Genomic DNA, 12,205 nt, shown 5'->3' on the forward strand with positions numbered 1-12,205 from the left:
CCTTTGTCGACTGGAGTTGGCGCTTTAGCGCCTACTCCAGTCCCATGCAAAGCTGTCGACTGGAGTTGCCGCTTTAGCGCCTACTCCAGTCCCATGCAACCTGAATGCTCGTAATACCGGCGAAAAATAAGGTTCGCCGAAACCGGTCTGACGCCGGCCTTTCGTAAGTTCGCGCGTCGCACGCACCACGATGCCGGCTCCAGGGTCCGGCCAGCATTCTAGCCGCGTGTGCGCTTCAATTGTTCAAAGCTCGTGATTTTCCCGGCCAGCGCACTCGCCGCCACCGTATACGGGCTCGCCAGCCATACGTTGCCCGGGCCTGAGCGACCCGGGAAATTGCGGTTGATCGCGCTGATCGTCACCTGACCCGCGTCGGCCGACTGGCCCGGGCCGCAATTCGCACACGAGCCGCAACCCGGCATGACGATCGTCACGCCCGCTCGCTCGAAGACGGGCAAATAGCCCTGCGCCTCGCAATACTCGCGCACCGCCATGGTGCCAAATTGCAGATATAGACGCGTCCCCTCCGCCACGCGGATGCCACGCTCGACGCCCCAACGTAGTACCTCGTGATAGAAATCGAAGTCTTCGCGCTTGCCTGCGGTACACGAGCCGCCATACGCAATGTCGATCGCGACGTCCTGCTCCAGTTGCCGCGCCGGCACCCCGTTGCCGGGATCGCCAGGACGCGCGAGCATCGGCTCGATGGCGCCGGCGTCGATGCGGATCGTGTCGCGGTAGACTGCGCCCGCATCGCTTTTCATCCAGCTTTCCAGCGCGAAATCGACGCCGCGCCGCTCCTTCAGAAACGCCACCGTGCACGCGTCCGGCTCCACGATGCCGGTGAAGCCGCCCAATTCCGCGACCATGTTGGTCAAGGTCGCGCGTTCGTCGATTGACATCGCGCGCACCGCTGCGCCGCCGTATTCGAACACGAGGCCGATTGCGCCGCCCGAGCGGATCGCATCCATTTGCAGCAGATGCAGCACGACGTCCTTCGCGCTCACGCCCTCGCCCAAGCTGCCGTCGACCTCGACACGCAGCGTCTGCGGCACCTTGCAGCGCACATAGCCCGTCACCCAGCTATTGGCGATTTCCGTCGCGCCCGCACCGAACGCGAGGCAACCGAGCGCGCCCGAATGCGGCGTGTGCGAATCGGTGCCGCACGCCACCTGGCCGGGCAACGCATAGTGCTCGGCCATCAACGCGTGACAGATGCCTTCGGAACCGGGCATGCCGTCGAGCGCGCCGTGCGAGCGCACCGGATAATCGCGCGAGAACGACGTATGCCCTTCCATCAGATTGGCAACGCCCGGCAACAGACCGTCGCGCACGTGCGGGATGCTCTGCGGCGCCAGCACCAGATGGTCCTGAAACGCGATGATGTGATCCGCCGCGTGCAGCGGCGCCGGCTTGCCGAACGCGCGATGCATCAGATGCGCGCACATGCCGGTGAAGTAGTCGTGGCTGAAGCGCCAGTCGGCGGCGATGAACACCCCGTCGCCGCGCTGCGCGCTGGCGATGCCCGGATGCAGATGGCGATCGATGATTTTCTCGACCAGCGTTTTCGGCTCGTCAACTTGAGTGCCTTGCGCTGCGTTGCCCACGGCATCGCGCACACACGGCGCGGGCCACTGCGCGAACTTGCTGTATGCAAGCAGGCCGCCGCTGCGAATGATCTGCTGCGTGAGCGCGTCGCGGCCTTTGAGAAACTCGTCGATCGGCACCGTTTCGCCGGCGACCAGCCGATCGAGTACGGAGAAATCGGTGGTCGTGAGAATGCCGATGTTGTCGCAATTCTGCTGATAGATCCGCTCGAAACTCTCCGCGACGATCAGCCGGATGCCCGCCGACAATTCCGCCAACGGGCTCGATTCACGCGACGAGCCCTTGCCGTAACGCTTGCCCGCCACCGTGACCTGAAAGCCGCCGTCTTTCACCGCATGGCGGCCGATCGGCATGCGCTCGCCAGCCTTGAAGCCGACGTAGGGATATTGGCCGAGCCGTTCGTCGTAGGTGAGCATCACGGTGACCGGCGTGATCTCATCGGTGGACACGTTCTCGCGTAACGGCCCGGCTGTGACGCGCGTGAAATTTTTACCCGCGAGTTGCGCGTCGATCACCGCAGGGTCTTGAGACAGGTACAGCACGCGGCCATCCAGACGAATCGTATCGCTCATCAGTGCATTTCTCCTTGCGCTCACTATACGGCGCACAGGGTCGATGCCGAAGTGCCAGTGCGGCAACGCAGCCTTCTCGTTTGGCGAGGGCGGGGTGCGTTATGTTGCTTTGAACATCACGGCGAAGCGCCTCGGCTGGCGTTGGTTCGCGCCAGCTTACCCTGCCTCGGTCATGCTATGGCTGGTTGCCGAGGAACCCGACCAAAGCTGCCCCGCTCGCGCTCAACTGCTCGCGCGCCTTGAAGATCATGATGAGACGGCGCACGGCCCACGCATCGCTCAAGGACGGCAGGCGCACGTCGAGCGCATTCACGTAAAGCAGCCCGACCTGCTCGGGCACGATCGCGATGCCGAGCCCGGCGTGCACCATTCGGCACAGCGCGTCGAGACTGCTGACGCGAATCCTCACATCGAGCTGACGCCCCGCGCTCGCCGCCTGCTGCGCGAGCAGCCGCGTCAAGGCGCTCTCGCTGCGCAGGCCGACGAAGCGGTCTTCGAGCAGTTCGTCGAACGTGACGCGCGGCGCGTTGGCGAGCCGATGCCCACCCGGCACCAGCACCGCCAGCCGGTCTTGCCAGTAAGGCACCTGCTCGAAAGCCTCACTGCCGGCGATCTGGTTGCAGATGCCGAAGTCGGCGCCGTGCTCATCGACGATACGCAGCACGTCCGCGCTGTTTTCCTCTTCCAGTTCAATCGATACCTCCGGAAACGCGCGCCCAAATGCCGCCACGTCTTCCGGCAAAAACTGCACGATCGACGAAAGATTCGCGACCACGCGCACGCGCCCTTTTGCGCCCGACGAAAAGCGCGACAACTCCGCACTCATCTGTTCGATGTTGCCGATGATCGCCAGCGCGTAGCGCAGCACGGTCTCGCCGACCGGCGTCACGGTGATGCCGCGCGACTGGCGCTGGATCACAGGCAAGCCGATCACGACTTCGATCTCGGCGATGCGCCGGCTCACGGCCGACGACGCGATGAACTCCCGCTCGGCCGCACGGGCAATGTTGCGCTCCTGGCAGACGGCAACGAACAGGCGCAGCGAAGTGAGGTCCAGCTTCTTGAGGAGGTTTTCCATGGTGTCGTGTCGCGGCGGATTCCTGAATTGTGACGCGGGTTGCGGAATTCGCCAAAGAAGACGGTGTGTGCCGGTGCGGACCTTCATGCGTGATGACGACAACGCCGCTTATGACGCTCTTTTGATCCCTGCGCGGCCGCTTCCAACCTGCACGACTCACCTCACAATGCGTCGTGAAAGATAATGCCCACGGTATGCCGGTGCCCCGACCGCAACCGGCTAACCCCATGACGCAGATTGACACGATATGGACCCCGCGTCCCCTGGACGGGCCGGCTGTTCACCGTAAATACCACTGCGTCGCCTTTTGCCAGCGGCACCACTTCCGCACGCGACTGCATACGCGGACGCTGCTCCGTCATGACGAACTCCCCGCCGGTAAAATCCCGCCCCGGCTCCGACAGCAAAATCGCGAGCTGAAGCGGGAATATATGTTCGCCGTAAAGATCCTGATGCAGACAGTTATAGTCGCCCTCGCCATATTGCAGCAGCAACGGCGTCGGACGGAGCTGGCCCGCGTCATGGCACCGGCGGATGAAGTCCGCGTGCCTCGCCGGATAACGCACGTCGATGTTCATGGCCTGATTCCATCGGTTCGCGATCGGCACGAGGTGCGGATATATTGCTGTGCGCAATTCTCCAATCAGGTTTGGCAGCGGATACTGGAAATACTTGTATTCGCCACGGCCAAAACCATGGCGAGCCATCACGACGCGGCTTCGATAAAGTTCGTCGCGCGGATACAGCGCCGCCAGAATGTCGCATTGGGACGCTGTGGCGAGTTCGGACACGGTAGCACATCCGTACAGGTCGAGATCCTGCTCGATTCTTCGCCAGTCCAGTGCGTCGATCCGCTGCGTTGCTGTAAATGGGAGGGTGGGAGCATTCGCTTCACTTGGGTTCATAGCTGCTTCGCGGGCGCACGCGTGCCCGGTTCCATGAGATATCATCATTCGAGCCAGTGTACGGCCGACGGCAAAAGAAAACACACCGGGACTTGCGCTTCAATTCGACAATGCTCGCCCATCGACGCGCGGTCCTGCAAGAGCCGGCGATTCAGGCTACGCTGTCGGCCTCTGTTGCGAACTTGCCGTGCAGGCCGCGCAACGCCCCATTCCAGCAAGGACCACAATGAAACAGGCGCTAACCATCGACTTTGTCTCCGACATCGCATGCCCGTGGTGTGCGATCGGTTTATCTTCGCTTCAGCTCGCGCTCGCGCGTCTGGGGGACACTATAGACGCTGAAATTGCCGTGCATCCGTTCGAACTGAATCCGCAGATGGGACCGGCCGGCGAGGCCATCGTCGATTATCTCGGCAAAAAGTATGGACGCACACCGGCGCAAATCGCCGAAACGCAAGCGATGATCCGCGAGCGCGGGGCGAGCGTCGGCTTTACGTTCGGCCCGCGTACGCAGGTCTACAACACCTTCGATGCGCATCGCCTGCTGCATTGGGCCGGCATCAAGGGCAAACAGTTGCCACTCAAGATGGCGCTGCTGCAGGCCTATCACTCCGATGGGAAAGACCCGAGCAATCATGGCGTGCTGCTCGAAGCGGCGCAGTCCGTGGGACTCGACGCTGCGCAAGCGCGCGACATCCTGACGAGCGGCATCTATGCCGATGAGGTTCGCGCGGAAGAACAGAATAATCAGGAGATGGGCATTCAGTCGGTGCCGGCTATTATTTTCAACCGTCGATTTCTGGTGACAGGCGGGCAGCCTGTCGAGCAGTTCGTGAAGGTCATCGAGCAGGTTCTGGCCGAGACGTAATTGACTGGTGTTGCTGGAAAGGGTTGATGGTTAGCGCTTGCCGAGGGCTGCGTGACGCCATTCGGTGTCGATACTGCAAACCGGTGTCAACGCGAGGAGAAAGTCCAATGGGAAACTCTATCAATCTTTTCCGTTCGGCCGCAGCGTTGGCGGCGCTCGTCTTCGTCACGGTCACTAGCACGGCGCATGGGGCAGATGCAAGCGAACCCTTCGCATGGCCGGCCTCACTTGCTCCCTTCGGTGACGGCTATCCCAAGGCAGGAGACGCGTGTCGCCGACTTGGCGAGTCGCCCGCGACTGCCGCCTACCTCGACCATACGGCAACGCTCGTCGGTTGTCCGGGCGGCGCTGATAGCGCGAGTGTGCGCGCCATGCTGCGCGATCATCGCGGGCATGTGGTCGGCCAGGCGGAAGGCGTCACACTGATTTCGGTGCCAATAGATGCAGCGATGAGCAGCGCCGCGTCCCGCCACAAAAACGAACACCCAAAGGCAAAGGGAACCGCTTTCAGCGCGACGGGGAAGCTTCCGTGCGTGCGAAGTGCGGGCCAGACTGCAGGCATGTGCAGATTCAGCGTCACACGTCACAGCGACCGTACTGCGAATGTCACGGTCTACTGGCCTGGAGGCGGGGCCCGCACAATCTTCTTCGGTGCGGACGGTGTAGTGACAGGAGTCAGTACAACGACCACCGGTCAGTCACTGGCGGAGAAATCTGTCGCCCGAAAAAACGGCGAGGTCAATCTGATTTCCATTGGCGATGAGCGGTATGAAATTACAGACTCGATTCTTTCTGGCAAATAATTCGGGCGACGTTCGAAAACCATTTCAGCGTAACCGATGAGATCTCAACGACGATCACAATGTTGGAACAGTCGTTCGCTCACGCTGAAGATGACGAGCAAAAGGCCAACCTCAAAGCCACCCTCTGCTCTCCTGCTGAATCTGCGCCCACTGCCTGAAGGCCACTGGCGGCGTAGCGTGCCGGCTGCGAAAGAAGCGCGTGAAGGCGCTTTGAGACGAGAAGCCGAGTTGCTCGCTGATCTGCGCGACGCTGAGGCGGGTGTCAGCCAGTAATCGGCACGCTTCCTTGAACTTGACCCGCGCTTCCAGCTCGCTGAAATGCAGGCCTTCTGCCTGCAATTGACGACGCAAAGTCCAACGCGAGGTATTCAGTTGTTCACAGATCTGAGCCAGCAAGGAGGATGACGTCGGCGCCTCCGCGCTTTCGTCCGCGATGATGTCCCTGACCAGCTCCGCGACACGGGCAGAAAACAAACCGCTCTGCTGAACGCGCTGCAATTCCTTTTGCGTCTGCTCCAGCAAAAACGGCGCGAGTACGGCGTTGTATTTGGAAAAGGGCAGGTCTAACGCTGCCGAGGAGAACTGCATCTGGTTTGCGGGCGCGCAGTACTGCACCGTCGCGCCGAAAAAATCGCCGGGCATGCGGGAGCGACGCGGCTCACTACACGTCAACGCAACACGAAATACCGTCGAGTGCAAGCCGTCGTACGCGCGAATCAATGAAGCGAGCACGTGAAAATTGGCGAGCGCCTGAAAGCAGTTGTCGGGCGCGAATTCGGCGATGTACTCGAAGCGCACCCACTCGGGCGTTTCCTTGTAGAAAAGGAAGTCGAACTCGCCAATGAGCGGACGAAAAGTAATGAACGCCTCGATAGCCTCGCGCAGCGTGCGCGCGTTCAAACACAGGTTGCCCAGCACAGGGAAATCCGGAAAGAGACCGCAGCGTTCGTCCAGAAGACGTTCGACATTCGGACTCATGGAAGCCATCAACTCGACCAGCCGGCGATGCCGCGCGCCGTCGATCCGGCCATTGATGTCGCTCAGGTCCTGTGCAGCGATGCCGGTGCGTGCAGTGAATGTTTCCGGCGGCATGCCGGCGGACACGGCAGCTTGCAGCGCGGCGACGGCTATGCGGTTCGAAACGGTACGGCGCGGGGCGATGCGCGACGTCGTGTTGGCAGACATGAATTCCAGATGGGCGGGCATGTCCCGATCATGCCCACAACACGCATGCGAATCCATCAGGAATTGCCATTACATTTCGCCTTCCCCTGCTTTCACCAAGGCTCGTTACGCGCCCTGCTCCACAAAGGCAAACCATGCACCGCCCAGTCAAACCGGTAGCAGACGGTAAGGATAAGGTAATGCGCGGCCCGTCGATTGGGCCGTCAGAACTCGAAAGATCCACCGAATCCCGGAGACACAGATGCGCCTCTTTTCCCAACCCGCTTGCCGGGTCACGGCAATCGCCGCCGCCAGCGCCGCGCTCGCGCTCGGCCTGTTCGCTTGCGGCAGCGACGTCAACGATTCCCCCACCGTCGCACAGCGCGACCTCGGATACACCACGCTGCCGCTGCTCACGAAGGACAACCTCAAGTTCAAGGACATGAATCGCAATGGCCAGCTCGACCCCTACGAGGACTGGCGTCTTTCCGCCGAGGACCGCGCACGTGATCTGACCGGCCGTCTGACGCTGGCAGAAAAAGCCGGCCTGATGATGCACGGCACCGCGCCCGTACTGAACGATACGACCGGTGCGGGAACCGGCACGGCCTACGATCTCGCGGCGTTGAAGACGCAAATCAACGATCTCGACATCAGCACCTACATTACCCGCATGAGCGGCGATGCGAAGACGATGGCATCGCAATACAACCAGATCCAGACGCTGGCGGAGCAATCGCGGCTCGGCATCCCCGTGTCGATCAGTTCCGATCCGCGCAATCACTTCCAGTATGTGCTGGGGGCGAGCGCAGGCGGCAGCGGCTTTTCGCAATGGCCGGAGACGCTGGGCTTCGCGGCGATCGGCGATAGCGCGCTGACACGCAAGTTCGGCGATATAGCGCGGCAGGAATATCGCGCGGCCGGCATCACGGAGGCGCTTTCGCCGCAGGCCGATCTGGCGACCGAGCCGCGCTGGGCCCGCATCAATGGCACCTTCGGTGAAGACGCGGATCTCGCCAAGGCGCAGGTTCAGGCGTATATCGAAGGTTTCCAGGGTGGCAGCACGGGCATCGACGAGAAGAGCGTGATTGCCGTGGTCAAGCATTGGGCCGCTTACGGCGCACAAAAATCAGGCTTTGACAGCCACAATTACTATGGCCGTTATGCGACTTATCCGGGTAACAACTTCGCCTATCACCTGAAGCCATTCGAGGGCGCATTCGCGGCCAACGTCGGCTCGGTGATGCCGACCTATTCGGAGCCGGACGGCCCTGTGACGGTGGACGGCGTCGCACTCGAGCAGGTGGGCGCGGCGTACGACAAAGCACTGCTGACCGACCTGCTGCGCGGCAAATACGGCTTCAAGGGCGTAATCGTGTCGGACTGGCTGATCGCCGCGGATTGCGACACCAACTGCATGAACGGCGCTTCATCAGGCTCGCCCTCGTTTGCGGGGCTCGGCATGCCGTGGGGCATGGAAACCGCTACGCGCCTGCAGCGTTTCGCAAAGGCCGTCACGGCAGGCATCGACCAGTTCGGCGGCGAAGACGATCCGTCGTTCCTCATTCAAGCCGTCAATCAGGGCTTGCTGAGTGAAACACGGCTCGCCGATTCCGCGTATCGCGTGCTGCTGCAGAAATTCCAGCAAGGGCTCTTCGATCACCCGTATGTCGATGCGGATGCAGCGGCCGCGATCGTCGGCAATGCGGATTTCAAGGCGCAGGCGCTCGATGCACAACGCCGTTCGATGGTGCTCCTGCAAAACAGTGGCAACGTCTTGCCGTTGGCGGCGACGGGAAAGAAAGTATGGCTGTACGGTATCGACCCGGCGGTGGCGCAGCAATACGGCTACACGGTTGTCGATACGCCACAAGCCGCCGATGTGGCCATTGTGCGCGTGAGCACGCCCTATGAGACCTTGCATCCGAACTACGTGTTCGGTGCCATGCAGCACGAAGGCAGTCTCGCCTTCGTCGATGGCAACAAGGACTATGAGGCAATCAAACAGGCGGCCGGCGCGCCGAAATCGATCGTATCGGTCTACATGGACAGACCGGCCATTCTGACCAATGTGCAGGACAAGACGACTGCGATTCTCGCCAACTTCGGCGCAAGCGATATCGCGCTGTTCGACGTGCTGAGCGGCAAAGGCAAGCCGGAGGGCAAACTCCCGTTCGAACTGCCGTCGTCGATGGATGAGGTCAACGCGCAGTTGGAGGACCTGCCGCACGATACGGCGCATCCGTTATATCCGTACGGATACGGGCTTTCATATTGAGCCTACGCGCAATACGTTAAATAGTTCGATGATGCGGCGACGCGGTTCTCAATCCGCCTGACCGGAAAGCGCAGCCGGTCGTGCGCGTTGCGTCTGCCGTCCTGTGCAGTGAGCGGCCCCCGCCGGCGTAGATGACCTGTCCGGCGAGGGCCTCTCGCGCGCGCATCGTGCTACGACGAAGAATCGCCGGCACCCCGGCCCGCTCTTTCGCCAACTCGCAACGGCGCGTGCGAATCGGTTCGATCAGCGATTGGAGCGGCTCGTCGAGTACTCGCTCGACGACGCTATCGCCCAATCCACCGCGGCGATAGCCGGTCCAGGATAGGGCGTCGATTGCGGCGGCCGGTCGGCCCACCGTTGCCGTTCGCCTACGCACGAACGCGCCCACTCGTACACGTCGCACGCTTTATTCGTGAGCGAGCGCCTGATTGAAGAAACTCTCGCACACCGCGGCAACCTGCTGCCGTGCCGCACGATTCAAGACTTCGTGGTCCATGTTCGGGATGACCATCGCACGCGCGTGCAACAACTTGTTGAGCCGGCGGCCGCCCGGTCCGAAGTGCATGCGCAGTTCGTCGAGCCCATGATCCAGCGGGCTGAACAGCAACCTGACACGCACGCCGCGCGCATCGAGATCTTTCATGCGCTGCCGGGCGCGGGAGCCTTTGTTCACCGTGGCGCGATTTGCGTCGCCGGTCAAGGCCGCGACATTGCTGACCACAGCGTCGACGGCATAGCGCGACAGGGTTCGCAACACAGGCCGCAGACCGACCTCGCCGCGCAGAACCTGCGACCATTTCCGCACCCGCAGCATTGCCCGAAAGTGGGCGCGCGTCGAACCCGCACCGATCCTCGTGGCGTCGCACATCCGGAAACCGGCCGGAAAATCGAAGGCCTGCAGATTGACCAGCAACAGCGCCCGCACCGCAGGATTGGTCGTGGCGGTGAGAAGGCCGAGATACGCGCCCGAACAGATGCCGAACACGGCCACGCGTGGATGCCCCCTAGCCACCGCCCAATCGACCGCCAGCGACGTATCGGCGGCAAGCTGCTCGTAGCTGAGCAAGGAAGGATCGGCGACCATCCATGCGTTGCGGCTGTCGCCGATGCCGTGCGCATCGACGCGCAAGGAGGCGAAGCCTGCGCGCGCCAGCGAGCGCGCGAGTTCGACGTTAAAGCGGCCGTCGCCGACATGGCTGGTCGCCGCCGTGTTGGCGATCACGACGAGCGGCGCACGTTCCGCACGGTTTTCCGGTTCGCACAGGATTGCGAACAAACGTCCGTCGGCGAGTTCCACGGGTCTTTCGACCGCGCCGCTCAACCCGCGCGAGCGCCGATACGCGAGCAGCGACGCCACCGTGTTGAATGCCGCAGGCGGAAAACCCGTCGCCGGGAACGACGGCTCGAACTCGCGGCCGAACCATGCTTCGATGGAGGCGAGGGTCGACTCGGGCAGCTTTGCCTGCCACGAGGGCTGCAGCGCCTCGGCGTAGTCGACAAATGGAAGCGAATCGACTTGCGCGCCGAGCGCACCATATTGGTCCGCCAACTCGTTACTGGGACCCTGGTCACCGGGATGGACGATCAGCAGCTTGCTCGCCGGGGATGCTGTCGCGCGGCGCAGATCGCATTGCGCGATCGCGTCGATGGCGGCGCGGCTGAAGCGATGCCCCAGCACGTCGAACGCGCCGACCGCCACGTCAGCGTCGTCACGAACGTTTTGCCTGGCCTTCTCCAGCCAGGTGCGCTGCAGCACATTCAATTCCCGCACGAACTGCCGTCCGCCGACGACCGGCGCGATAAGCGCCACGGTATCGACATGCGCCGCCCGCGCTGCCTGCGCGGCGACCATCGCGCCAAAGCGGAATCCCACCAGCGCGACTCGCTCGACACCCGTCGCGCGTCTCATGAAGCCCACGGCCTCGACGGCCTCATCCACCCATTTATCCGGTTCGACCAGGCCGCCGGGGTCGATGGAATCGCCGGTGCCCGCATAATCGAATCTCAGGACCACGAATCCCCGGGCCGCGAGACGCTCGCTTAGCGAGCGCAAAGTCTGATGCAACCACAAGGCTTCGTGACCGAGCGGAGCGCAAAATACGATGCCCGCTTTGCCATTTTTACCGGATTTTGGCAACGGTTCGGAAAGCCAACCAAAATGGCCGCCAAAACTGACGGGATGCATTTTGAAGTCGACTTTATTCGCCTCGCTATCCTCGCGCCGATTGTCGAGGGGTGTAGCAGAAAGCATTTCCAATGCGTTGGCCATATCAGGTTTTCTGAACGAGGAATTTTCGCTCTATTACGCGCCGGCGTAATGCACTCCGTCGGTGCGCTTACGCACATGACGGGTTGATGAACTGCGCAAGGATACGGTGCGTTCGCCGAGGCGGCCGTCGTCGCAAGGCCGGCTTCGTCCAGAAGACATGGGGCTGTCACAGTTTGAAGCTGCGGTTGATTATTCGTCCGCGGCGGTCCTCAACAGGGGTCGAACGGCGCCGAATCCCGCCAGTGACCGCGCTTGCGCACCTCGCCGCCGAGCCGCCATATATCCGGCATCCACTGCAATTAACCCGTCATTTGCCCTTCAATTCTTCAATCAACTTTCGGCCGGCTGTACTGAACTCGATTCTGTTTTGTTTTCCGCTCCATTCTGCATCCGAACCGAATTCAATTCCCAACCAGTGCAATGCCGCCGGAATGATCCGGCTGCCACGCACGAGACCCCAACTGAATAAACCACCGCATCGGCCAGTGCGGATTGCCGGGCGAGCCGTTTGCGAGCCATTTGCGAGCCATTCACCGGCGACCAATTCCGCGACTCTGCCAGTCGTCACTATTCGAGCTCTTATAAAAGCCGCGGACCGATGCAAAGTCAATACAACATAGGCTTGGTCGCCTTCTTTCTCGTCAACGCGACGCTCGCTTG

Annotated in this window: 10 protein-coding genes; 4 read left to right on the forward strand and 6 right to left on the reverse strand. The window is 62.0% G+C overall.

Annotated features, from left to right (window positions below; translation table 11 throughout):
* Nucleotides 1-218: 218 nt before the first annotated feature.
* The 3 genes from CIC12_RS27775 to CIC12_RS27785 all read right to left on the reverse strand — a co-directional run bounded on the left by CIC12_RS27775 (nucleotide 219) and on the right by CIC12_RS27785 (nucleotide 4,163).
* On the reverse strand, nucleotides 219-2,180 hold the full coding sequence (locus CIC12_RS27775; RefSeq protein WP_168668943.1) for an aconitase family protein: 1,962 nt from the start codon (nucleotides 2,178-2,180) through the stop codon (nucleotides 219-221).
* Nucleotides 2,181-2,355: 175 nt separating this feature from the next.
* Nucleotides 2,356-3,258, reverse strand: coding sequence for a LysR family transcriptional regulator (locus CIC12_RS27780; RefSeq protein ID WP_168668945.1), 903 nt, complete (start codon nucleotides 3,256-3,258; stop codon nucleotides 2,356-2,358).
* A gap of 161 nt (nucleotides 3,259-3,419) precedes the next feature.
* Nucleotides 3,420-4,163 (reverse strand): 2OG-Fe(II) oxygenase, encoded by a 744-nt coding sequence (locus tag CIC12_RS27785; protein ID WP_168668947.1) that lies wholly within the window; start codon nucleotides 4,161-4,163, stop codon nucleotides 3,420-3,422.
* 226 nt (nucleotides 4,164-4,389) lie between these two features.
* Here CIC12_RS27785 and CIC12_RS27790 point away from each other — a divergent pair, with 226 nt between their 5' ends.
* Both CIC12_RS27790 and CIC12_RS27795 read left to right on the forward strand, forming a co-directional pair.
* Nucleotides 4,390-5,031: a DsbA family oxidoreductase gene (locus CIC12_RS27790; protein ID WP_168668949.1), complete on the forward strand. Its 642-nt coding sequence runs from the start codon at nucleotides 4,390-4,392 to the stop codon at nucleotides 5,029-5,031.
* Between the two features lie 107 nt (nucleotides 5,032-5,138).
* A complete protein-coding gene (locus CIC12_RS27795; protein ID WP_168668951.1) occupies nucleotides 5,139-5,834 on the forward strand; it encodes a hypothetical protein in 696 nt (231 codons plus the stop codon).
* A gap of 111 nt (nucleotides 5,835-5,945) precedes the next feature.
* Here the strand turns inward: CIC12_RS27795 and CIC12_RS27800 are convergent, their stop codons facing one another.
* Nucleotides 5,946-6,938, reverse strand: coding sequence for an AraC family transcriptional regulator (locus CIC12_RS27800; RefSeq protein WP_342030577.1), 993 nt, complete (start codon nucleotides 6,936-6,938; stop codon nucleotides 5,946-5,948).
* 322 nt (nucleotides 6,939-7,260) lie between these two features.
* On the opposite strand from CIC12_RS27800, the gene CIC12_RS27805 reads away from it, so the two are divergent.
* On the forward strand, nucleotides 7,261-9,276 hold the full coding sequence (locus CIC12_RS27805; RefSeq protein ID WP_168668955.1) for a glycoside hydrolase family 3 protein: 2,016 nt from the start codon (nucleotides 7,261-7,263) through the stop codon (nucleotides 9,274-9,276).
* Between the two features lie 406 nt (nucleotides 9,277-9,682).
* Here CIC12_RS27805 and CIC12_RS27810 read toward each other — a convergent pair whose 3' ends face one another.
* Nucleotides 9,683-11,413 carry an alpha/beta hydrolase gene (locus CIC12_RS27810; protein WP_274597582.1) on the reverse strand — a complete coding sequence of 577 codons (1,731 nt, stop codon included), beginning with the start codon at nucleotides 11,411-11,413 and terminating at the stop codon, nucleotides 9,683-9,685.
* Here CIC12_RS27810 and CIC12_RS27815 point away from each other — a divergent pair.
* A complete protein-coding gene (locus tag CIC12_RS27815; RefSeq protein WP_168668959.1) occupies nucleotides 11,336-11,632 on the forward strand; it encodes a hypothetical protein in 297 nt (98 codons plus the stop codon). The two genes, CIC12_RS27810 and CIC12_RS27815, sit on opposite strands and share 78 nt — an antisense overlap.
* Before the next feature lie 220 nt (nucleotides 11,633-11,852).
* Here the strand turns inward: CIC12_RS27815 and CIC12_RS27820 are convergent, their stop codons facing one another.
* The gene (locus tag CIC12_RS27820; protein ID WP_238812919.1) at nucleotides 11,853-12,113 is read right to left on the reverse strand and encodes a hypothetical protein; all 261 of its coding nucleotides are present in this window, start codon (nucleotides 12,111-12,113) and stop codon (nucleotides 11,853-11,855) included.
* Nucleotides 12,114-12,205 lie beyond the last annotated feature (92 nt).

It is taken from the genome of Paraburkholderia sp. SG-MS1, assembly GCF_012275575.1.
Classification (GTDB): domain Bacteria; phylum Pseudomonadota; class Gammaproteobacteria; order Burkholderiales; family Burkholderiaceae; genus Paraburkholderia.